At 38.3% G+C, this 23,018-nt stretch carries 24 protein-coding genes; 17 read left to right on the forward strand and 7 right to left on the reverse strand.

Annotated elements, in window-relative coordinates:
* Positions 1–51 precede the first annotated feature (51 nt).
* A protein-coding gene (prfB, locus tag ACM6HU_RS15405; protein ID WP_097786915.1) for a peptide chain release factor 2 occupies positions 52–1,153 on the forward strand; the annotation gives its coding sequence in 2 pieces (ribosomal slippage) (positions 52–123 and positions 125–1,153; 1,101 coding nt in all).
* A 453-nt stretch (positions 1,154–1,606) separates the two neighbouring features.
* The gene (cccB, locus tag ACM6HU_RS15410) at positions 1,607–1,930 is read left to right on the forward strand and encodes a cytochrome c551 (RefSeq protein ID WP_016112536.1); all 324 of its coding nucleotides are present in this window, start codon (positions 1,607–1,609) and stop codon (positions 1,928–1,930) included.
* Between the two features lie 525 nt (positions 1,931–2,455).
* On the opposite strand, the gene ACM6HU_RS15415 is transcribed toward cccB, so the two are convergent.
* A complete protein-coding gene (locus ACM6HU_RS15415) occupies positions 2,456–2,599 on the reverse strand; it encodes a hypothetical protein (RefSeq protein ID WP_414848250.1) in 144 nt (47 codons plus the stop codon).
* 177 nt (positions 2,600–2,776) lie between these two features.
* Between ACM6HU_RS15415 and ftsE the strand changes: the two genes are divergently transcribed.
* The 5 genes from ftsE (at position 2,777) to ACM6HU_RS15440 (ending at position 7,680) form a co-directional block, all read left to right on the forward strand.
* Entirely contained in the window at positions 2,777–3,463 is a 687-nt protein-coding gene (gene ftsE, locus ACM6HU_RS15420; protein ID WP_077294635.1) for a cell division ATP-binding protein FtsE, read from the forward strand.
* Positions 3,453–4,346: a permease-like cell division protein FtsX gene (gene ftsX / locus ACM6HU_RS15425; RefSeq protein ID WP_016112534.1), complete on the forward strand. Its 894-nt coding sequence runs from the start codon at positions 3,453–3,455 to the stop codon at positions 4,344–4,346. Before ftsE ends, ftsX begins: the two co-directional genes overlap by 11 nt.
* 70 nt (positions 4,347–4,416) lie before the next feature.
* Positions 4,417–5,901, forward strand: a complete 1,485-nt coding sequence (locus tag ACM6HU_RS15430; protein ID WP_016112533.1) for a S41 family peptidase — start codon at positions 4,417–4,419, stop codon at positions 5,899–5,901.
* Positions 5,902–6,075: 174 nt separating this feature from the next.
* Positions 6,076–7,278 (forward strand): PDZ domain-containing protein, encoded by a 1,203-nt coding sequence (locus ACM6HU_RS15435; RefSeq protein ID WP_051124575.1) that lies wholly within the window; start codon positions 6,076–6,078, stop codon positions 7,276–7,278.
* A gap of 90 nt (positions 7,279–7,368) precedes the next feature.
* The gene (locus tag ACM6HU_RS15440) at positions 7,369–7,680 is read left to right on the forward strand and encodes a heavy metal-binding domain-containing protein (protein ID WP_016112531.1); all 312 of its coding nucleotides are present in this window, start codon (positions 7,369–7,371) and stop codon (positions 7,678–7,680) included.
* 145 nt (positions 7,681–7,825) lie between these two features.
* Here the strand turns inward: ACM6HU_RS15440 and ACM6HU_RS15445 are convergent, their stop codons facing one another.
* From ACM6HU_RS15445 to ACM6HU_RS15460, 4 genes are all read right to left on the reverse strand, one after another.
* The gene (locus tag ACM6HU_RS15445; protein ID WP_016112530.1) at positions 7,826–8,551 is read right to left on the reverse strand and encodes an ATP-binding cassette domain-containing protein; all 726 of its coding nucleotides are present in this window, start codon (positions 8,549–8,551) and stop codon (positions 7,826–7,828) included.
* 289 nt (positions 8,552–8,840) lie between these two features.
* Positions 8,841–9,374 carry a flavodoxin family protein gene (locus tag ACM6HU_RS15450; protein ID WP_016112529.1) on the reverse strand — a complete coding sequence of 178 codons (534 nt, stop codon included), beginning with the start codon at positions 9,372–9,374 and terminating at the stop codon, positions 8,841–8,843.
* 6 nt (positions 9,375–9,380) lie between these two features.
* Positions 9,381–9,749 carry a MerR family transcriptional regulator gene (locus ACM6HU_RS15455; RefSeq protein ID WP_016112528.1) on the reverse strand — a complete coding sequence of 123 codons (369 nt, stop codon included), beginning with the start codon at positions 9,747–9,749 and terminating at the stop codon, positions 9,381–9,383.
* A 51-nt stretch (positions 9,750–9,800) separates the two neighbouring features.
* Entirely contained in the window at positions 9,801–10,694 is an 894-nt protein-coding gene (locus tag ACM6HU_RS15460; protein ID WP_003201848.1) for a LysR family transcriptional regulator, read from the reverse strand.
* 302 nt (positions 10,695–10,996) lie between these two features.
* Between ACM6HU_RS15460 and ACM6HU_RS15465 the strand changes: the two genes are divergently transcribed.
* Entirely contained in the window at positions 10,997–12,019 is a 1,023-nt protein-coding gene (locus ACM6HU_RS15465) for a YeiH family protein (protein WP_016112527.1), read from the forward strand.
* Positions 12,020–12,057: 38 nt separating this feature from the next.
* Here the strand turns inward: ACM6HU_RS15465 and ACM6HU_RS15470 are convergent, their stop codons facing one another.
* A complete protein-coding gene (locus tag ACM6HU_RS15470) occupies positions 12,058–12,411 on the reverse strand; it encodes a hypothetical protein (RefSeq protein WP_016112526.1) in 354 nt (117 codons plus the stop codon).
* Between the two features lie 95 nt (positions 12,412–12,506).
* On the opposite strand from ACM6HU_RS15470, the gene ACM6HU_RS15475 reads away from it, so the two are divergent.
* The 5 genes from ACM6HU_RS15475 to ACM6HU_RS15495 all read left to right on the forward strand — a co-directional run bounded on the left by ACM6HU_RS15475 (position 12,507) and on the right by ACM6HU_RS15495 (position 14,887).
* Complete coding sequence (locus ACM6HU_RS15475) at positions 12,507–12,704, forward strand: helix-turn-helix transcriptional regulator (RefSeq protein ID WP_016112525.1); 198 nt, start codon at positions 12,507–12,509, stop codon at positions 12,702–12,704.
* Between the two features lie 13 nt (positions 12,705–12,717).
* Positions 12,718–13,107, forward strand: a complete 390-nt coding sequence (locus tag ACM6HU_RS15480; RefSeq protein WP_016112524.1) for a hypothetical protein — start codon at positions 12,718–12,720, stop codon at positions 13,105–13,107.
* Between the two features lie 24 nt (positions 13,108–13,131).
* Positions 13,132–13,347 carry a hypothetical protein gene (locus ACM6HU_RS15485; RefSeq protein WP_016112523.1) on the forward strand — a complete coding sequence of 72 codons (216 nt, stop codon included), beginning with the start codon at positions 13,132–13,134 and terminating at the stop codon, positions 13,345–13,347.
* Between the two features lie 170 nt (positions 13,348–13,517).
* A complete protein-coding gene (locus ACM6HU_RS15490) occupies positions 13,518–14,279 on the forward strand; it encodes a MerR family transcriptional regulator (RefSeq protein WP_016112522.1) in 762 nt (253 codons plus the stop codon).
* Complete coding sequence (locus tag ACM6HU_RS15495; protein ID WP_016112521.1) at positions 14,276–14,887, forward strand: hypothetical protein; 612 nt, start codon at positions 14,276–14,278, stop codon at positions 14,885–14,887. Before ACM6HU_RS15490 ends, ACM6HU_RS15495 begins: the two co-directional genes overlap by 4 nt.
* 19 nt (positions 14,888–14,906) lie before the next feature.
* Here ACM6HU_RS15495 and ACM6HU_RS15500 read toward each other — a convergent pair whose 3' ends face one another.
* Positions 14,907–16,316, reverse strand: coding sequence for an amino acid permease (locus ACM6HU_RS15500; RefSeq protein ID WP_016112520.1), 1,410 nt, complete (start codon positions 16,314–16,316; stop codon positions 14,907–14,909).
* A gap of 212 nt (positions 16,317–16,528) precedes the next feature.
* Between ACM6HU_RS15500 and ACM6HU_RS15505 the strand changes: the two genes are divergently transcribed.
* From ACM6HU_RS15505 to ACM6HU_RS15520, 4 genes are all read left to right on the forward strand, one after another.
* Positions 16,529–16,957, forward strand: coding sequence for a DUF4362 domain-containing protein (locus ACM6HU_RS15505; protein ID WP_016112519.1), 429 nt, complete (start codon positions 16,529–16,531; stop codon positions 16,955–16,957).
* A 309-nt stretch (positions 16,958–17,266) separates the two neighbouring features.
* On the forward strand, positions 17,267–19,243 hold the full coding sequence (gene uvrB / locus ACM6HU_RS15510) for an excinuclease ABC subunit B (protein WP_016131105.1): 1,977 nt from the start codon (positions 17,267–17,269) through the stop codon (positions 19,241–19,243).
* 5 nt (positions 19,244–19,248) lie between these two features.
* Positions 19,249–22,119 (forward strand): excinuclease ABC subunit UvrA, encoded by a 2,871-nt coding sequence (uvrA, locus tag ACM6HU_RS15515; RefSeq protein WP_414848251.1) that lies wholly within the window; start codon positions 19,249–19,251, stop codon positions 22,117–22,119.
* Positions 22,120–22,589: 470 nt separating this feature from the next.
* Positions 22,590–22,964 (forward strand): phage holin family protein, encoded by a 375-nt coding sequence (locus ACM6HU_RS15520; RefSeq protein WP_016112516.1) that lies wholly within the window; start codon positions 22,590–22,592, stop codon positions 22,962–22,964.
* Positions 22,965–23,018 lie beyond the last annotated feature (54 nt).

Raw genomic sequence — 23,018 nt, forward strand, 5'->3', positions numbered from 1 at the left:
GTTTCCCTTGTTTTATATAAAAGCGATAGCAATTACATAGAGGTGAAGAGCATGGAACTAGTAGAAATTAGGCAAGAATTAGAGAAAATGGCTAAGAGATTAGCGGCTTTTAGGGGGTCTCTTTGACCTTCCTACAAAGGAAAAACGCATTGCAGAATTAGAAGAAACAATGATGGGTGCAGGCTTTTGGGATGATCAACAAGGCGCACAAACTGTAATTAATGAAGCGAATGCGTTAAAAGAAATGGTTGGGAAATTTCGTCAGTTAGATGAAACATTCGAAAATCTAGAAGTGACACATGAACTTTTAAAAGAAGAATATGATGAAGATTTACATGAGGAATTAGAATCTGAAGTGAAATCTTTAGTTCGAGAAATGAATGAGTACGAGCTTCAGCTATTATTAAGCGATCCTTATGATAAAAATAATGCGATTTTAGAACTACATCCAGGTGCTGGTGGAACAGAATCACAAGACTGGGGTTCTATGCTATTACGTATGTATACACGCTGGGCTGAAAAACGCGGATTTAAAGTAGATACAGTCGATTATTTACCAGGCGATGAAGCAGGAATCAAAAGCGTAACATTGTTAATTAAGGGTCATAACGCTTACGGTTACTTGAAAGCAGAGAAAGGTGTACATCGTCTTGTACGTATTTCACCGTTTGACTCTTCAGGCCGTCGTCATACATCGTTCGTATCTTGTGAAGTTGTACCTGAATTTAATGATGATATCGAGATTGAAGTGCGTACGGAAGATTTAAAAATAGATACGTACCGTGCAAGTGGTGCGGGTGGACAGCACGTTAATACGACGGATTCAGCGGTTCGTATTACACATACGCCAACGAATACGGTTGTAACATGTCAATCCGAGCGTTCGCAAATTAAAAACCGTGAACATGCGATGAAAATGTTAAAGGCGAAATTATATCAAAAGAAATTAGAAGAACAGCAAGCACAGTTAAATGAAATTCGTGGTGAACAAAAAGAAATTGGCTGGGGTAGCCAAATTCGTTCTTACGTATTCCACCCATACTCTCTAGTGAAAGACCACCGTACAAATACGGAAGTTGGTAATGTACAAGCGGTTATGGATGGAGAAATTGATCCGTTTATTGATGCATATTTACGCTCTCGTATTTCTTAAGAAAAAAGCCAACGGACTGTTGGCCTATCGTTGAGGAGATAGCGGGGAATAATGAGGTACATCTTGTCTGTATTGATAAGAGAAGGAGGAAGAGGAGTTGGGTGACAACTTCTCTTTTTGATGAGCTTGGTTTTATGATACAAGGTCGTATATTGTTTTGTAAAAAGTGAAAAATATTAAGAAGCAAGCTATAAATGATAAGGAAGCCGTATAGAATTTTTCCTTTTTTGTTTTGCAAAAACAGTATCTTTATAGTAATTTATATTTGTTCACAGAATTGAAACAATTGGTGAAAGCTTTATATGAGTAGGGTTCTCATCCCTTTTGTAAAAAATATCCTATGAAGGTTGGTTTTTCTATAAGGGGATAATTATTATAATGGCAAGTGAGAGCTATGTGAGAGTATGGCTATATCAATAATAAGAAGGATATCAACAATGGGGGGCGATAAAAGTGAAAAAGAAATTGTTGGCTATTGTATTAGGAACATCATTAGCTTTTACTATAGGAGCATGTGGAAAGAAAGAAGAAAATAAATCTTCTAATCAATCTGCAAGTACAGATAGTGCAGAGCAAATTTTCAAAAAAAGTTGTGCAGGTTGTCATGCTAGCGACTTATCTGGTGCAACTGGACCTGATTTACGAAAAGTAGGCGGTAAATACGACGCGGCGGAGATTGAAAATATTATCCAAAAAGGGCGCGGGGCAATGTCACCAGGAATTATTCAAGGTGAAGATGCAAAAAAAGTATCAGAATGGTTAGCAGAACATAAGTAAGAAAAGCGGAAGTGGCTTGTTTAAAATCGTAGGACGTTGGAACCCCCGACAGAGAGGCATTTTTTGTCTCGTCCGAGGGAGTGAAACGGCCGGAGATTTTAGCCACTGCAGCTAGACAAAAGAAAAGCGGAAGTGGCTTGTTCAGAATAGAAGGAAGAAGCAAAGACACTGAGCATTCTAGCCGCTAAAGCTAGAACGTAAAAAAAGTGGAGCTGACTGTTTAGCAGTGTTGGCTAAGGGGCTTTTTTGTGTGGAAGGTTTTTAGACATGATGGGCTAAACAGTCAGTTTTTTGGGTTGTTTTATAAAAAGCTAGACTTATAAAATGATTCATAAAATGATATAGACTTGTTTATGATATATATGTATCCATTTTGATTTTAAAATATATAAACTGCTACTATGAAGAACAAAAGGTGACCTGTACTCGTTTTCTCTCTTTGTTTTAACTTGGCATGGGGTAGGAAAAGGATCTGACTGCTTCTTTTATGTTTGTTTTTTCAATTTGTACTTATATAGTTAGGAATTAACCTTTTATCGAGGAAAGGGAGCTTTGAATAACTGCTTTTTCTTGTTTCTTTTTGTGCTGTAACATAACTGTAACAAAATTGTATCCGAATTGGAAACCGAATGATGTTACAATGTAGTTTGTAGAATTTTGCTGAAACATGTACATAAGCAACAGTGATAGACTGAAAATGCTGTTACTGTTATTTGAAACAACAGAAATACTTCAATAGGTTTGTAGTACAGCAGAGTGTAAGTAAGAGTGGGAGCTTTTGCTTTCATGTTCAGATAGACAGAAAAAGTATGTCGAAAAAAATCATTAAGTATTGGGTGATAAATAATGATAAAAATGACGAATGTTTATAAGGAGTATCCAAATGGTATGAAAGCCATCGATGGACTCACAGTTAGCATTAAGCAAGGTGAATTTTTATACGTAGTTGGACCGAGTGGAGCCGGAAAATCTACATTTATTAAGATGATGTATCGTGAAGAAAAACCAACAACAGGATCTATCAATGTGAATGGACTTGTAATTGAAACGTTAGCAGAGCGAGATGTACCATATTTTCGCCGTCAGCTAGGCGTAATTTTCCAAGACTTTAAATTGCTACCTAAATTAACGGTATATGAGAATGTAGCGTTTGCTTTAGAAGTAATTGAAGAAGAGCCTGATGCAATTCGTGAGCGTGTTACTGAAGTACTGGGTCTTGTAAGCCTTGAAGATCGTGCGGACGCACTTCCAACTGAACTTTCAGGTGGAGAACAACAGCGTGTGGCGATTGCAAGGGCGATTGTAAATAAGCCCAAAGTTGTGATTGCCGATGAGCCGACAGGAAACTTAGATATTGATACAGCACTTGATATTATGAGTATCTTTAAACGTATTAATGAACGCGGTACAACAATTGTTATGGCAACGCATAATGCAGATATCGTAAATACAATTCGTCATCGCGTAATTGCGATTGAAGGCGGAAAAATTGTTCGAGATGAGATTGAGGGAGGATACGGATATGAAGACTAAAACCCTTAGTCGGCATTTACGAGAAGGTGTAAAAAATCTATCCCGTAACGGATGGATGACGTTTGCTTCTGTCAGTGCAGTAACAGTTACATTATTACTTGTAGGTGTCTTTTTAACAGCGATTATGAATATGAACCACTTTGCAACGAAAGTGGAGCAAGATGTAGAAATTCGTATACACATTGATCCAGCGGCGAAAGAAGCGGATCAAAAGAAATTGGAAAAAGATCTTAGCAAAATTGCAAAAGTAGATTCTGTTAAATATTCTTCTAAAGAAGAAGAGTTAAAACGTTTGATTAAAAGCTTAGGTGACAGCGGAAAAACGTTTGAGTTATTTGAGCAAGATAATCCACTTAAAAACGTATTTATTGTAAAGGCGAAAGAACCAACAGATACAGCTACAATTGCGAAAAAAGTTGAAAAAATGCAGTTTGTAAGTACAGTCCAATATGGTAAAGGCCAAGTTGAAAAATTATTTGATACAGTGAACACAGGCCGTAATATTGGGATTTTGTTAATTGCTGGTCTATTATTCACAGCAATGTTCTTAATCTCTAATACAATCAAAATTACAATTTATGCACGAAGCACGGAGATTGAAATTATGAAACTTGTAGGTGCGACAAACTGGTTTATCCGTTGGCCGTTCTTATTAGAAGGTTTATTCTTAGGTGTACTTGGTTCAATTCTCCCAATTGTTGTAATTTTATCTACTTATAATTCGCTTCAAGGTATGTTTAACCAGAAGCTTGGAGGAACGATTTTTGAACTTCTTCCATATAGTCCGTTTGTATTCCAACTTTCCGGTTTATTAGTGTTAATTGGTGCATTAATCGGTATGTGGGGAAGCGTAATGTCAATTCGTCGCTTCTTAAAAGTATAAAAAGTTGCAAACATAATTCGTACAAGCTTATCATATAGTAGAAATAGGTAAAGGCATCACACAATGTGTGATGCCTTTTGCTACACCACCTGTGTGTTCTGGAAAGGGGAATTCCGCATTGAAACGTAGAGTTGCGATTATTGGAATGATTGTTGCATTTTTAATTGGTGCTGGCGGAATGTTTGCAGGTATGTATATGTTTGGAATCAATCCATCATATATGGCGCAAACAATTACAGGCGATAGTGCCGGCACGAAACAAGGGGATTTAGCTAAAATTAATGAGGCGTATGCACTGATTGATTCGCGTTATGTGGAAGACGTGAAGGATGAAAAGCTTGTTGAGGGTGCGATACAGGGTATGTTGTCGACGCTGAAGGACCCTTATTCCACGTATATGGATAAGGAAACAGCGAAGCAATTTACAGAGTCGCTTGATCCGGAGCTTGAAGGTATTGGTGCTGAGGTGAACAAAACGGATGGAAAACTGATCATTGTCTCTCCGATTAAAGGGTCACCAGCAGAAAAAGCAGGCATTAAGCCAAATGATCAAATTTTATCAGTAAATGGAAACAGTGTAAAAGATTTATCACGTGAAGAAGCGGTCTTAAAGATTCGTGGTAAACAAGGAACGGACGTTACGCTTGAGATAAAACGTTCAGGAGTAGCAGATCCACTAGAATTTAAAATTAAACGTGAAAAAATTCCGATTTTTACTGTGTTTAGTTCTGTAAAGAAAGAGAAGGAGAAAAATATTGGTTATATCCAAATTACATCTTTCTCTGAAAATACAGCGAAAGAATTTAAAGATCAATTAAAAGAACTTGAAAAGAAAGATATAAAAGGCCTTGTCATTGATGTACGTGGTAATCCAGGAGGTTACTTAAATAGCGTACAAGATATTTTAGGATTAATTATGACGGACAAAAAGCCAATGATGCAAGTTGAACAACGAAATGGTGAGAAAAAGAAATTCTCAACTGCATTAAAAGAGAGAAAATCATATCCAATTTCAGTATTAATTGATAAAGGAAGTGCATCGGCTTCAGAAATTTTAGCAGGTGCATTAAAAGAAGGCGAAGGATATGATTTAGTTGGTGAAAAAACATTTGGAAAAGGTACTGTTCAGCAAGCTGTTCCGTTTAAAGATGGCAGCAATATTAAACTGACAATGTTTAAATGGCTTACACCAGATGGCAATTGGGTTCATAAGAAAGGAATTGCCCCAACGGTGGAAGTGAAACAGCCAGATTATTATCATGCAACGCCAATTCAAATTGAGAAAACACTTTCTTATAATTCAAATGATGTACAAGTGAAGCATGCGCAAGAAATGCTGAAAAGTTTAGGATATGTACCTGGACGTGAGGATGGATACTTTAGTAAGGAAACAGAGTCGGCTTTAAAAGCATTCCAAAATGCAAATGAAATGGAAATGACAGGTCAGCTTGATAAAAAGACAGCTGAAGCGATTCAAAATAAAATCATTGAAAAGATTCGCTCTGGTGAAAATGATCTGCAATTGCAGGCAGCATTAAAATTAATGGCGAAATAAGGAAAAATACAGGCATATTATTGCCTGTATTTTTTTGTATGTGTTTATCCCGCTACTTATGAACGGTAACACTTCTATCTCAAAATTTAGAAAAAGAAAAGAAGGTAGATGGGGGATGGAGAAAACTCCACTGATTAAAGTTTCACTTTATGATAAGATAAAAAGAAAGAATAAATGGTGGTGAAGCGATTCGTGGAGGCGTGGTCTTTTGAGATAATGCGAGCAGTTGGGCGTTTTTTCTTACACCCTGCTGTCTATGTATTTTTGATAAGTAGCATTTTTGCTGGATACTTACGTATATTACGAGAACGAAAAGATTTTTCTTTTAAAGTATATGATATTTGGTTTGAACTACGAACATCCTTATTTTCAGGAGTTGGATATGGATTCGTTGTATCCATCATAACAGTTGGAGCCGGACTAGTTATGTCGCAAGCAAGTATATGGATGATTTTAATTTGGACACTAGTATTTGGACTAGCTGCTCAATATAGATATTTATCTCCTGCTTACACATTTGGCGTGGCGATTGTAGCAGCTTTATTATCTTCTAAACTTCCAATCTCTTTCTTACAGCTTGGAGAAGGAGAAGAGAGTACCATTGCATCACTTGCCATTTTAATTGGCTTGATGTTAGTAGTAGAAGGATTATTAATTTCGAAAAATGCGGTGCGGCATTCAACGCCTAAGATGCGTAAAGGAAAGCGCGGTTTAAATATTGGACTACATGAATCAAAGCGTTTATGGCTCGTTCCGATTTTTATTCTTGTGCCGGGAGATGCTGTTACACAATTTGTTTCGTGGTGGCCGGTCATTTCTGTTGGTTCACAAACGTATTCCTTATTCCTTGTACCGTTTTTAATTGGCTTTATGCGAACAATTAGAAGTGAGGAACCGACAGAAGCATTATTATTTACAGGAAGACGTATATTTGGTTTAGCGACCCTTGTTCTTGTTTTAGGGGTGGTCAGTTATTGGTGGCCTGTTGTAGCTATTCTTGCGATGGGAGTCGCGATGCTTGGTCGCTTTACTATTGCGATGCGGGAACGTATAGCTGATGAAACGCGCCCAGCATATTTTGCAGCGCGCGATGATGGATTAGTTGTATTAGGTATAATTCCGAATACAGTCGGTGTAGAAATGAATCTGAAGCCCGGAGAGGTTATTACGAAGGTAAACGGTGTAATTCCTAAAAGTGCAGAAGAGTTTTATGATGCGCTTCAGTCCAAGACGACAGGGGCATTTTGTAAGTTAGAAGTACTTGATACAAAAGGCGAGCTCCGCCTTGCTCAAACGGCACTATATGCAGATGGACATCATGAATTGGGAATTGTGTTTGTAGAACAGAATCATAAGTGGGATACGGAAGCAGTGTAATTTAAAAGACCTTGTATATGTAATTTTAACAGAATTAGCGTACCATATAGGTAGGTAAGAAAAAGATACATATATAGGAGGCTGTAAAAAATGATCGTAACAACAACTTCTGTTATTCAAGGGAAAGAAATTATCGAGTACATTGATATCGTAAACGGTGAAGCGATTATGGGTGCAAATATCGTCCGCGACTTATTTGCTTCTGTTCGTGACATTGTCGGTGGCCGTTCTGGTGCATATGAAAGTAAATTAAAAGAAGCACGTGATATTGCGATGGAAGAGATGAAATCTTTTGCGAAGCAAAAAGGTGCAAACGCGATTGTTGGCATTGACGTAGACTATGAGGTAGTTCGTGAAGGGATGTTAATGGTTGCGGTAAGTGGTACAGCTGTCCGTGTGTAACATATAAAGAAAAAAGCCGTGCTCAGTACACGGCTTTTTGTATGCCTGTTATGTTGTATATTGTAGAAGCGACGATATATTTGCAGTCGAATCACTGATATTTCTTGGGAAATTTCAGGATCCTCGTCGAGATATCGGGAAGACATTAGAGTGCGTCCTTATAATTCCTGATTTTCTCCAATAACTGCTCATATTCTTGTTCAAGAATTGTAACATCATCATGTCGATCAGGCATCGAAATCGGGCTGATGATTTCTGTTAATTTTGTTTGCAATCGCAACAGTTCTTGCTCGGTAGTGTTTACAGAAGTTTGTTCTGTTCGATTCATATATTGATCATAGTTTCCATGGAAGAGTCGTGGTTCAGTCTCATCTATGTGTAAGATATAATCTGCAACCGAACGAATAAATGCACGGTCATGGCTAATGAAAAGGACGGTGCCAGGATATTCTTGTAACATGTTTTCTAGTTCTTCCTGAGTTGTTACATCTAAATAATTCGTCGGTTCATCGAGCAGAAGCATGTTATAGTTTCCTAAAAACACTTTCGCTAGTGCTACCTTTGTTCGCTCGCCGCCGCTCAGTGAGTTTGAAACGTTCGCAATGTGCCACTTTCCTTTTGCGAGGGAAGTGGCTGTTTCTAGTGTTTCTTCGCTAAACTGAGGAATGATGGTGATAGAACCGTGATGTGAGACAGTGCCTTCATCTGGCTCTATTTCTTTGCTTAAAATTTGTAATAGTGTAGATTTTCCGGCTCCATTGACTCCGACAATGCCGATGCGGTCATTTCCTTGAATTTCAAGCGATTGTACTGTAAATATAGTGCGGTCACCAAAGATTTTTTCAATATTACGTACGAATAAAATGGTCATAAAAAAACCTCCCTAGTTTCACTAGAGAGGATAGACGTCACCCATAGATGTAAAAAGTGTGTAGAAATAAGCGATGCACATATTTTTACACGATCGCGATAAAAGAAAGTATCGACAAATGGACAGACTCATCTTCTTCTAGTTTTCATCATTTTGTTTCACTATGCGTGATGGATGAATAAATAAGAGAATTAGAACTTCATTGGCCGGGTTACCTTCCTTTCATAATGTTATTTTTATTGTATGCGTATACGTATACAAAGAGATTTGTCAAACTAGTTTCTGGTTATTATTTCCGGAATTGTTCATTGTATAGTTTCGCCTTTACTAATGCTTCTTTATCGTTTGAAATTTCATCCGGTGCATTAGCATCACCGATAATGTAGCCTTCAAAAGAAGAACCGATAAAATCAAAGATGTATTGAAATTGTGCGATAAGTGGTAATGCCTTTAACTTTGGATTATCTCCACCAACAATGACAACGTACATCTTTTTTTCTTTCATCTTTTCTTTAAAATGAAGGGATCTATCACGTAAACTTTGTGACCAGCGATCAACAAAGTTTTTCATATGTCCGCTCATCCCATACCAATATAGAGGTGTAGCGAAAATAATTGTATCGTGTTCTAGCATTTGCTCAATTAGGTTTTGGTAATCATCATCTACTGGTTGAAATCCTTCTGCTTCATGACGTTGGTCTGTAATAGGATGAACGGTATGATCCCGTAAATAAACTTGTTCTGCATCGATACCATCAATCATCATGTGTGTAAGGGCTTCTGTATTTCCATTTGAACGGGAGCTTCCGTGTATAACGAACATATGCAATCATTCCTTTTCCTTCGTTTTTTTTAGGAGTGAAACATGCTTCTGTAAATTCGCTTGAATATTGGAGAGCAGTGAAATTTGCTTTGTTACCTCAGCCAGCTTTTCTTCGTAAAGTGTAAGAATACTACTGCATGGATTTTCGTATAATTGTGGTTCAATTTCTAAGCAGCGCAGCATTCTTGCAGTTTCTTCTAAATTCAAGCCAAGCTGTAAGTACATCTGAATGAGTTCAACTTTTCTGGTGGCACTTGCCTCAAAATCACGATAGCCATTTGTAAGGCGTTTCGAAGGAAGCAACCCTTTTTCTTCATAATGCCTTAATGAACGTTCACTGACGCCAGTTCGCTTTGATAATTCTCCAATTCGCACTGCACTTCACTCCTTTCGTATATATTGTAAACCTTCACACCAATGTGAAGGTCAACTCTGTTTTTGTGCAAATGAATGAACGTGGTCTAAAAAGACTTGAATGGCTTTGGAAGGAATAAAGTATTTGCCACGAACGATAGAGAAAGGGCGGATGAGTTTTTCGTTTGGAACTTCGACATGGAAAAGTTCTTTTGCTTGTAGCTCTTTCCTTACGGTCCAGTCAGAAAGGATTGCAATGCCGAGCCCAGCAGCAACGGCTTCTTTTACACTTTGAATGCTGCTAAATGTAAAGAAACGCTTCATTTTTAAATGGTGCTGATGGATAAAACGATCGCTATAGGCGCGTGTTCCAGATCCCATCTCCCTGAGAATCCATACTTGATCTTGAAGTGAAGCTTCGTTAATTGCATGTGCACCCAGAAGAGGATGTTTTGGTGGAACGACTAGTTTCATTTCATCTTTCATAAAAGTCTCTACATCTATATCGGTGTATACGACTTGACCTTCTACTAAGCCAATATCGATTTGGTTGGAACGAATGCTTTGGAGAACTTCTTCTGTGTTGGAGATAAACGTGTGTACTTCCACACGCGGATTTTCATTGGCGTAGCGTGCTAATATTTTTGGGAGTAAATATTCACCAATTGTAAAACTTGCCCCGATGCGCAGTGTTCCTGTAACAACGTTATGTAGTTCGTTAATTTCTTGTTTTGCTTCTTCATAAAGAGATAGCATTTGCTTCGCATGTATGTATAAAATATTGCCAGCTTCCGTAACTTGGACATGTTTTGGAGAACGCTGAATGAGCGTAGTGCCAAATTCGTTTTCTAAATTGCGAATATGCATGCTGACGCCAGGCTGAGAGAGATTGAGCAATTCTGCCGCACGAGAGAAATGCTTTTGTTCTACGACGGTCACAAATATTTTTAAAATATCGACGTTCATGATGTTTGCTCCTTTGCTCTTTTGTTATTGATCTAGAGATTAGCTTCGGCTTTTCTATTGTCTAGCTCCGGCGGCTAAAATCTCCGGTCGTTTCGCCCCCTCGGACGAGGCGAAAAGTGCCTCTCTGTCGGGGGCTCCAACGCCCTGCGATTTTGAACAAGCCGCCTTCACTTTTTTAGTTTATCATAAGTTTTTCTGATGATTGAGATTGAATATTGATATTAAACTTATTATTGGAATGCTCTTATAATGGAAGTATAAGAAACATGCATGTTTTAATACGATTATTGGAGTGATCCAAAGTGGAACAAACACTTGTTATACAAAAGAAGAAGCGTCTCGGTTTTTCGCAGGGGATTGGGATTACATTGTTGATTGCGATTAGCGCGAAATATTTAGCAGAGCTTCCATTTTTAAATATTATGGGCCAATTAGTTATCGCTATTCTAATTGGAATGATTTGGAGAGCTACAATTGGTGTTCCAAGCGAAGCGATAGCGGGAACGAATTTTGCGAGTAAGAAGTTACTTCGCTTCGGAATTATTTTGCTAGGTATGCGATTAAATCTTGTTGATATTGCAAAGGCTGGGCCAAAGGTGCTAGTTATTGCAGCGATTGTCATTGCTTTTACACTTGTTGTTGTATACGCATTAACACGCGTTTTTAAAGTAGATAAGACACTTGGGATTTTAACAGCATGCGGGACGGCAATTTGCGGCGCGGCCGCGGTCGTGGCAATTGCGCCGCAAGTGAAGGCGAAGGACGATGAAACAGCGGTCGGTGCAGCAATTATTGCTATTTTAGGTACAATTTTCACGTTAATTTATACTTTATTATACCCAGTTCTTGGATTATCCCCGTATAGTTACGGTGTATTTTCTGGAGCGACGCTGCATGAGATTGCACATGTCATCGCTGCTGCGGCGCCAGGTGGAAGCGCGTCTGTTGATATTGCGGTTATTGTAAAATTAACGCGCGTTGCCATGCTTGTACCGGTAGCGATTTTAATTGGTTTATGGTTTAAGCGTAGTGAGAGAAATGAGCAAAAGGGTTCTTGGCGTGATATTCCGATTCCGTGGTTTATCTTAGGGTTCTTGGCAATGAGTGCATTTCATTCATTAGGTGTTATACCGGAAGTGGTAGCAGGATACATCGTAATCCTTGCTTATATGCTCATTGCGATGGCAATGGCGGGACTTGGTTTAAATGTAGAATTTACGACATTCCGTAAATTAGGAAGTAGAGCATTTGTCGCAGGGTTAGTGGGATCTGTTTGTCTTTCTGTTCTCGGGTATATTCTTGTATATGCGTTAGGTTTTATGTAAGGTAACAAAAGGAGGCATAATCGGTATGCCTCCTTTTCCTATTTCATGAATGCTTCCACATCACGGCGTAAAAGGGTAATCATAAAGGATAATTCCTTTTCCACTTCAGTAAATTGTTCTTCTTTCACAAGCTGGATAATTTTTTGTGTGCGTCTAAAGCGAAATGGGCGTACAACTTGTATGATAAGAGGTAAGGCTTCCTGTTCAAGTGTAGATAATGCTCGTTCTTTCATATAGGCTGATAAAAATTCATAAAAGCAGTCATCTTGTTCATCCCCCATAAGTTCATATGCTAAAAAAATAGCTTCTCCGACGAGATGGTTAATAAAAACTTCATCACCAGTGATATTGAAATCAATAAGGGATTGAAATGTATCGTTATGATCTAGCAAAATATTTCCCTCTATTTTGTAAAGATATCTTTACTTAAAACTGGAAAATATTTATAATAAAAGTAAAGATATCTTTACTTTTAAAGGTGGATCCTATGGGTGTAAAAAACAGAATTAAAGAACTAAGAAAGCAAAATCACATAACGCAAATTGAAATGGCAAAAGCAATGCAAGTGACAAGACAAACGATTGTGGCGATTGAAAATCATCATTACAATCCGAGCTTGGAATTGTCACTGAAGATTGCAAAGTATTTTGGGATGAAGGTGGAGGAAATATTTACGTTGGAGTAAGGGGGAAGAGAGCATGAGAGATGATAAACAATTGTACATAGTCACGATTTTAGGGCTATTTGCAGGAGACATCCTAATACGCATTATGGATTCTTCCATACCGATATTGCCGCTAGTGGTTAGTAATATTTTAGCAATCGTATTTTTGACTTTGTACGTTTATTACAAAAAGTGTAAATACAAAAAAGAAGAGCTTCCAGATGTAGATGAACGAGTGCAGGAGAATATAAAAAGATATTTAAATATCTCGTTTTTATTTTCGTTCATTCTTTTTATTACTTACATTTGTATGAGTAAAGCAATCGGGAGAGCTGTAATACCAATACCAGAAATATTTATTGTGTGTAGCTTCCTATTTACAGGTAGTTTAATCGTGACAACTATATTTGGAAAACGAGCATAAAGAGCGGATAGAGGTGGAATGAGGATGCAAGATGAATACGAAAGACATCAGTCAGATAAAGCCTTTAAATATTTAGGGGTATTTTATGCGCTAAGCTTAGCGGTATGGGGTATGTATAATTTGATTGTTTACGGAAGTGCTGGAACGCCATTTATTCTTTTTGTAATTGGACAGTTTATATACTTTTTTGTGAACTATTGGCCGAAATGGCAGTTTAGAAAGGTAGAAGAGAGTGAGTAGTGAGGTATGTTCTACAAATAGATAAATAAAGGGGAAACGGGATGGGATTACCGATTTAATCCCGTAAAAGCTGTTTACATGAAGCGTGTAAACAGCTTTTTTTGCAGTTTTCCACAAAAACACTTGAAAGTTACGTTACGTCATCTTTTACAATGAAAGAGGAAAGGGTGATGGAAATGATCTCAATTCAAGAACTTACAAAGGAAACAGGAGTTACGGTAAGAACACTTCGTTATTATGATCAAATTGATTTGCTGAAACCAAGCGGGAAAACAGAAGGTGGACACCGTTTATATAGTGAAAGGGACGTCATTCGTTTGCAACAAATTTTATTTTTAAAAGAAATGGGTTTCTCGTTAAAAGAGATTATGAATATACTAATGACAGATGAATTTAGCTTAAGAGAATCATTAGAAAAACAGCATAAGTTTGTACAAGAAGAGCAGAAAAAGTTTAATCGGATGGAACGGATTTTACAAGCTGTTATGTATTCGGCTGAGTTAGAGGGAGAGTTAGATTGGAAAATTATGTTCGAACTTATTCAACTTTCGAGGCAGTCTCCTCGTATACGTGAAGTATTTCAAAAGCGAGTGTTTTCAGAGGATGAGCAAAAACTTCTTCGCAATTTGCCAAATATGAGCGAGGAAGATGAGGATGTTCGAGAATGGGTAGATCTGTTAAAACAGTTACGCAGCTTTATGAAAGAAGGGAAGGATGCATCTCATGATGACGTGCAAGAAGCTATAAAAAAGCTAATGGCTAAGTGTTTGGAGATGGCAAATGGGGATGAAGCATTTCTAGATAAATTATGGGAAGTACGAAAGTCAGAAGAAGACTCGCAGAAGATGAATATGTATCCAATTGAAGAGGAGCTTCTAGTGTATATGGATGAAGCTTTTCGTATATATGATGAGAGGGAGAAGGAGAAATGAGTATACTGGCAGAGTATCGTTGGTATTTCTTAATTGGTGCAGAAATTGTGTTTTGGATATCAGCAATTGGTTTCTTTTTACTTCGTTACGGATTTCGATTACGGAAAGCCAGTTTCATTGCTGGCATTGTGTTACTTCTCAATGAAGTCTTTATTTTAGCTTTAGGTGTCATGGATTATTATGAAACTGGTAAGTTTTCTAACTTTCAAATCATTACGATAGTGATATTATTATATGCATTCTTCTATGGGAAAAAAGATCTAAAAAAATTAGATGTATGGGTACAAAAACTTGTTGCAAAGTGGCGGAATGAGCCGATGCCTATTATAAAAGAGCCAGTAGAAGTTACGGGCTGGGCTTATGCGAAACAGGAAATGGGGCAGTGGGGCTTACATCTCGCTTTGTTTATCGTTGTTCATATTGTCTTTTTCTTTATGTATGGACTCGTGCCGATTGAACAGTGGGGAAATTGGCTTGAAAAAGGAATTGTGTTAAATGAGGCCGCCAGCCGTGTGAGTCAAGTTTGGGGAATTGTATTTTTAGTTGATACGGTAATTACATTCTCATATGTCATTTTCCCCAAAAAAGAAAAGAAGCTGCTGTCCTAATGGGACAACAGCTTTTTCATTATGCAACGTCTTCTTTTTGTTCATTTTGTAGCGTACTATTTTTGTAACCGTAACTGAAGTAGACAACAAGTCCAATTACAAGCCATACTGCAAAGCCAATCCATGTTGTTGCTGGGAGCTGCAATGCGAGGTATCCACAGAATAGAACAGCTAAAGCAGGAATCCATGGTACTAATGGCACTTTAAAAGCACGAGGTAGTTCTGGTTGTTTTTTGCGTAAGATGATTACTCCGATGGATACAACGATGAATGCGAATAGTGTACCGATATTTGTTAATTCTGCTAGTTTGTTTAAAGGAATGAAACCAGCAAAGAAAGCAACCATAGTTGCAGTAATCCAACTATTGATAACAGGTGTTTGTGTTTTCTTGTTCACGCGAGAAAGTGCTTTTGGTAGTAAGCCATCGCGGCTAATTGCGTAAAATAAACGTGTTTGTCCATATAACATAACGAGTAATACAGTTGTAATTCCAGTAATTGCTCCTAAAGAAATGAAACCTGCGATCCAATCTTGTTGGATGTATTGTAGTGCAAATGCAACAGGGTTTTTAACACCTAACTGATCGTAAGGCACAATTCCAGTTAAAATTAATGAAACAACGATATATAAAATTGTACAGATTGTTAAAGAAGCAATAATGCCGATTGGCATGTTACGCTGTGGGTTTTTCACTTCTTCAGCAGCTGTTGATACAGCGTCAAATCCGATGTAAGCAAAGAATACAGTTGCAGCTCCAGTTGTTACGCCAGAGAAGCCGAACGGCATAAATGGTGTCCAGTTTTCAGGTTTGACATAGAAAGCGCCAACACCGATAAATAGTAAGACAACAAAAAGTTTGATAGCTACCATGATCGCATTAAAGCGAGCTGATTTTTTTGCTCCTCTTGTTAATAACAATGTCATTAGAAAGATGATACAGATTGCCGGTAAGTCTACGTATGTTCCAGCTTCAGGATTATACGCGCTTGTTAAAGCTGTAGGTAATGTAATCCCGAATCCACTTAATAGTCCTTGGAAATATCCTGACCAACCAGAGGCAACAGCTGAGGAAGCTAAGCCATATTCTAAAATTAAATCCCATCCTAAAATCCAAGCGATTAACTCTCCAAATGTTGCATAGCTATAAGTGTATGCACTACCAGATACCGGTACAGTTGATGCGAATTCAGAATAACATAGTGCTGCAAATACACAGGCTAAACCGGATAAAATAAACGATAGAATAAGTGCTGGTCCTGCGTGTTCTGCTGCGGCAACACCAGTAAGAACGAAAATGCCTGTTCCAATAATGGCGCCGACCCCGAGCATTGTGAGATCAAATGCACCGAGTTCTTTCTTTAAAGATGCCCCTTTTTGTTCTGCCTGTGCTAATAATGCTGAAATGGATTTTTTCCGAAATAGATTCATATAGATCCCTCACTCCTTAGTTGTTATAATATTCTGAAAAATATTTCCGTTTTGTCGTATCGTGTCGAATCTTTGTAGTTCGTATTCTAAAGTAAAATAATATTTTTGTAAATATTTATTTTTTAGAAAATTCTACCTATTAATATTGTTCTTCTAGTTAATCTCGTGTTGAATGATAGTATAAAGCCAAAACAAGCTGGAGAGGATTTAATATGAGAACAGGAATTGCCTCATTGTGTTTTCTATTTTGTATTGGAAGCTTAGTAGCATGTTCACAATCGGGCGGTAAAATTGATGAGAATAATGATGTGATTGCAAAAGGACATAAAATTTCTAATTTACATAAATTCGAGAAGTTCTTCATGAATGTTGAAAAAGGTAGAGCGGATAAAATATGCATTGTGAATTATACACATGAAGGAGATCCAATCTTTCAAACGTTAGAATATGATGGGAGAGAAATCAGCTATAAGGTAGATAATTCTTATGATAAATTTGCTGGTAAAGATAAAGGGATTTACTCCGATACTTGTAAAAAGATAATGAAAGATACTCGTGAAGATATAGGGTATACGCTACATGATTGTGTGAAAGAAACAGGTCATAATGGATATGACCTGTTTCGTATACCGGCAAAATAAATGGGATTAAAAAAGGAAGGAGCTTATAAAAAAAGAAACCTTCCTTTTGCTATGTTTATCCCGCTATTTGCGGGCAGTAAGACCCCCATCTCAAGATTCAGAGAGAAACGAGGAAGATAGGCGGGGGACAACTGCCCGTAAAAGATAGATTCATTAACCATCAGTAGAGATGAAGAAAACCCCTACTGATGGAAGTTTCACTTTATATTGTCGAAAACTTTACCGAATATCTGTTCGTTTTCTTGGTTTTTTCATGGGCATTCGTGGTAAAATGGGAATACAGATTTTTTACGAGGAGGTCGGTTTTGTTTGGAACATCAATTTGAGATTGTCTCAGAATATTCCCCGCAAGGTGATCAGCCAAGAGCGATAAAGCAGCTGATAGCGGGGATTAATAATGGTAAGAAACATCAAGTGTTGCTTGGAGCGACAGGAACGGGAAAGACATTTACGATTTCGAATGTTATTAAAGAAGTGAAGAAGCCAACACTTGTAATGGCTCATAATAAAACATTAGCAGGACAACTGTATAGTGAACTCAAAGATTTCTTTCCGAACAATGCTGTTGAGTATTTTGTGAGTTATTACGATTATTATCAACCGGAAGCGTATGTACCACAAACCGATACGTTTATTGAAAAAGATGCACAAATCAATGATGAGATTGATAAATTACGTCACTCAGCGACATCAGCTTTATTTGAACGAGATGATGTCATTATTGTAGCAAGTGTTTCTTGTATTTACGGCTTAGGTTCGCCAGAAGAATACCGTGAACTTGTGGTTTCTTTGCGCGTTGGTATGGAAAAGGACCGTAATCAATTGCTTCGTGAACTTGTTGATGTGCAGTACGGTCGTAATGATATTGATTTTAAACGCGGAACATTTCGAGTGCGCGGAGATGTAGTTGAGATTTTCCCAGCATCGCTTGATGAACATTGTATTCGGATTGAGTTTTTTGGCGATGAGATTGATCGTATCCGTGAAGTGAATGCCTTAACAGGTGAAGTATTAGCAGAACGTGAACATGTAGCAATCTTCCCGGCATCTCACTTCGTTACACGTGAAGAAAAAATGAAAGTTGCCATTGAAAATATTGAAAAAGAATTAGAAGAGCGTTTAAAAGAATTAAATGATAACGGTAAATTGTTAGAAGCCCAGCGTATTGAGCAGCGAACTCGTTACGATTTAGAAATGATGCGAGAGATGGGATTTTGTTCGGGGATTGAAAACTACTCCCGTCATTTGACGCTCCGTCCAGCTGGTTCAACACCATATACATTAATAGATTATTTCCCTAAAGATTTCCTAATTGTTATGGATGAGTCGCATGTAACAGTGCCGCAAGTAAGAGCGATGTATAATGGGGACCAAGCGCGTAAACAAGTGCTTGTTGACCATGGATTTCGCTTGCCGTCAGCGATGGATAATAGACCGCTTATGTTTGAAGAGTTTGAAGAGAAAACGAATCAAGTTGTGTATGTATCAGCAACGCCGGGCCCATATGAACTAGAGCTTACACCGGAAGTTGTGGAGCAAATTATCCGTCCAACGGGGCTTTTAGATCCGCAAATTGATGTAAGACCAATTGAAGGGCAAATAGATGATTTATTAGGAGAAATCCATGATCGCATTGCGAAAAATGAGCGTGTATTGATTACGACATTAACAAAGAAAATGTCAGAGGATTTAACAGATTATTTAAAAGATGTTGGTATTAAAGTAAACTACTTACATTCTGAAATTAAAACGCTAGAGCGGATTGAGATTATTCGAGATCTTCGCCTTGGCAAATTTGATGTGCTTATTGGTATTAACTTGTTGCGAGAAGGGCTTGATATTCCAGAAGTATCACTCGTAGCGATTTTAGATGCGGACAAAGAAGGATTCTTACGTTCAGAGCGATCATTGATTCAGACAATTGGTCGTGCCGCGCGTAATGAACACGGTCATGTAATCATGTACGCAGATCGCATAACGAGATCGATGGGAATTGCAATTGAAGAGACGAAACGCCGTCGTCAAAAGCAAGAAGCTTACAACGAGGAACATGGCATTACACCGAAAACAATTCAAAAAGAAGTACGTGACGTGATTCGTGCAACAACAGCCGCAGAAGAAACAGAAGTATATGAAGCTGGGCCGGCTAAGAAAATGACGAAGAAAGAACGAGAAAAAACAATCGCGAAGATGGAAGCAGAAATGAAGGAAGCGGCAAAGGCACTAGACTTCGAGCGTGCAGCTGAGCTGAGAGATTTACTGCTAGAATTAAAAGCGGAAGGGTGAAAATAGTGAGCAAAGATTTTATCGTAGTAAAAGGTGCGAGGGCGCATAACTTGAAAAATATTGATGTAACCATTCCGAGAAATCAGCTCGTTGTTGTGACAGGTCTGTCTGGTTCAGGGAAATCATCATTAGCATTTGATACGATTTATGCAGAAGGGCAGCGCAGATACGTGGAGTCTTTATCCGCGTATGCGCGCCAATTTTTAGGGCAAATGGATAAACCGGATGTGGATACAATTGAAGGGTTATCGCCAGCAATTTCAATTGATCAAAAAACGACGAGTCGTAACCCACGTTCAACAGTCGGAACGGTGACAGAGATTTATGATTATTTACGCCTATTATTTGCGCGTATTGGGACACCGATCTGTCCGAACCACGGGATTGAAATTACATCACAAACGGTAGAACAAATGGTAGACCGTGTTTTAGAATATCCAGAGCGCACGAAATTACAAGTGTTAGCACCGATTGTATCAGGTCGTAAAGGTGCACATGTGAAAGTATTAGAGGATATAAAGAAACAAGGTTATGTTCGCGTTCGTGTTGATGGAGAAATGCTTGATGTGTCTGAAGAAATTACGTTAGATAAAAACAAGAAGCATTCCATTGAAGTCGTAATTGACCGTATCGTTGTGAAAGAAGGGGTTGCAAGCCGCCTTGCAGATTCTCTTGAAAGTGCATTGAAACTAGGTGGAGGTCGTGTATTAATCGATGTGATTGGAGAAGAGGAGCTTTTATTTAGTGAGCATCATGCTTGCCCGCATTGTGGTTTTTCAATCGGTGAATTAGAACCTCGTATGTTCTCTTTCAATAGCCCATTTGGTGCGTGTCCGTCTTGTGATGGGCTTGGCTTAAAATTAGAGGTAGATTTAGAACTTGTAATTCCAAATTGGGACTTATCGTTAAATGGGCATGCGATTGCCCCTTGGGAACCGACTAGTTCGCAATATTATCCGCAATTACTGCAATCTGTGTGTAATCATTACGGCATTGATATGGATATGCCTGTGAAGGATATACCGAAAGAGTTATTTGATAAAGTGTTGTACGGAAGTGGAGAAGAGAAGGTTTATTTCCGTTATGTGAATGACTTTGGACAAGTGAAAGAAAGTGATATTTTATTTGAAGGAGTTATTCCAAATATTGAACGTCGCTACCGTGAAACAAGTTCTGATTACATTCGTGAACAAATGGAGAAGTATATGGCGGAGCAGGCGTGTCCGAAATGTAAGGGCGGCCGCTTGAAGCCAGAAAGCTTAGCTGTTTTTGTTGGCGGAAAAACGATTGCGGATGTAACGAAGTACTCTGTTCAAGAAGTTTATGATTTCTTCGAGGGCATTGAACTGACAGAAAAACAAGAAAAGATTGCTCGTTTAATTTTACGTGAAATTAAAGAGCGCGTAAGTTTCTTAATTAACGTTGGACTTGATTATTTAACATTAAGCCGTGCAGCAGGAACATTATCAGGTGGGGAAGCACAGCGTATTCGTCTTGCAACGCAAATTGGTTCTCGTTTAACTGGTGTATTATATATTCTTGATGAACCTTCTATCGGCTTACATCAGCGTGACAATGATCGCCTGATTCGTACATTACAGGAAATGCGTGATTTAGGAAATACGCTAATCGTTGTTGAACATGATGAAGATACAATGATGGCGGCCGATTATTTACTTGATATTGGCCCTGGCGCAGGAATTCATGGTGGGCAAGTTGTGTCATCTGGCTCGCCAGATGAAGTGATGAATGATGATAATTCATTAACAGGGCAATATTTAAGCGGTAAGAAATTTATTCCGGTCCCACTTGAGAGACGTAAAGGGGATGGGCGTAAGGTCGAGATTATTGGTGCAAAAGAAAATAACTTAAAAAATGCGAAGATGTCATTCCCGCTTGGGACATTTGTAGCAGTAACCGGTGTATCTGGATCAGGAAAAAGTACGATGATCAATGAAGTTCTATATAAATCGTTAGCACAGAAATTATATAAAGCGAAAAGTAAGCCAGGAGCTCATAAGGAAATTAAAGGCCTTGAGCATTTAGATAAAGTTATTGATATTGATCAATCACCAATCGGACGTACACCGCGCTCAAATCCAGCGACATACACAGGCGTTTTCGATGATATCCGTGATGTGTTTGCGCAAACGAATGAAGCAAAAGTACGTGGGTATCAAAAGGGACGTTTTAGTTTTAACGTGAAAGGTGGCCGTTGTGAGGCTTGCCGCGGTGATGGGATTATTAAAATTGAAATGCATTTCTTACCGGATGTATATGTTCCATGTGAAGTATGTCATGGAAAACGTTATAATCGTGAAACGTTAGAAGTGAAATATAAAGATAAGAACATTTCTGAAGTACTAGGAATGACGATTGAAGATGGGGTAGAATTCTTTGCCAACATCCCGAAAATTAAACGGAAGTTGCAGACGCTTGTAGATGTAGGGCTAGGCTATATGAAATTAGGGCAGCCGGCTACTACATTATCGGGTGGTGAAGCGCAGCGTGTGAAACTTGCATCTGAATTACATCGCCGTTCTACAGGTCGTACGTTATATATTTTAGATGAGCCGACAACCGGCTTACATGCACATGATATTGCACGACTTCTAGAAGTATTACAGCGCCTTGTTGAAAGTGGGGAAACTGTGCTTGTTATCGAGCATAACTTAGATGTAATTAAGACAGCAGATTACATTGTTGACCTTGGTCCAGAAGGCGGAGACAAAGGTGGTCAAATCGTTGCATCAGGTACGCCGGAGCAAGTTGTAAAAGAAGAACGTTCGTATACAGGGAAGTATTTAAAAGAGATTTTAGAGCGTGATACGGCTCGTATGAAAGAGAAGATGAATGGGGTTGAAGTAGGGAGCTAAGCCAATTGGCTAGCTCCTTGTTTTAGTTTGGGAGAGGATTTAGCGTGGCAGGTATACAAGTATAAGGGCTGGAATAAGTTGTTATATAAAGTGAAACTTTAATCAGTGGGGGTTTTCTTCATCCCCCACTGATTATGAGTTGAACGAATCGGGCTTTTACGGACAGTTCATCTCCCACCTAACTTCTTTGCTTTCGCTGAATTTTGAGGTGGGAGTGTTACTGTCCGTTAATGCGGGATAAACTCATTTCGGTTTTCAGCATACAAATCATGACTATGAAGCCAAAAGGAGACTTCTACTCATTTCCTCCTGGGATGGGGCGAAAAAAGGATCTGTCCCCCCTATGGATGGGTGGATGCTCTCTTCCCACCAAAAAAGAAAGGTTTTCCCTCGCTTTTTTTATGGTTACTTGGCGTTTGCTATCCATTAGCGTATGATTAAGTATATATATCAAAAGGATGTGTAAGAAAATGAGATGGATTCTATCACTTCTTGTAAATAGCGTCGTATTAATTGTTGTATCAGGTCTTCTAAAGGGAATTGCACCAGACGCATTTTACATAGAAAACATACAAACCGCGATTATCGCGAGCATTATTTTGTCGATTTTAAATGTGTTTGTAAAACCGTTATTAATTTTAATTACGTTACCGATTACTGTTTTAACATTTGGTTTCTTCCTAATTGTAATTAATGCAATTACATTAGAGATGACAGATTCTTTGTTAGGTGATGCTTTTAACATATCAGGATTTGGTGTAGCAATTCTTGCGGCAATTTGTATTTCTATCTTAAATATGCTGATTGATAAAGTAATTGTCGAACCATTATCTGAGAAAAAATAGAAAAATGACAAAAAGAAAAACATTTCATGAACCTCATGAAATGTTTTTCTATTT

This window comes from Bacillus sp. IT-79MI2 (genome assembly GCF_949768135.1).
Taxonomy (GTDB): Bacteria; Bacillota; Bacilli; order Bacillales; family Bacillaceae_G; genus Bacillus_A; species Bacillus_A pseudomycoides.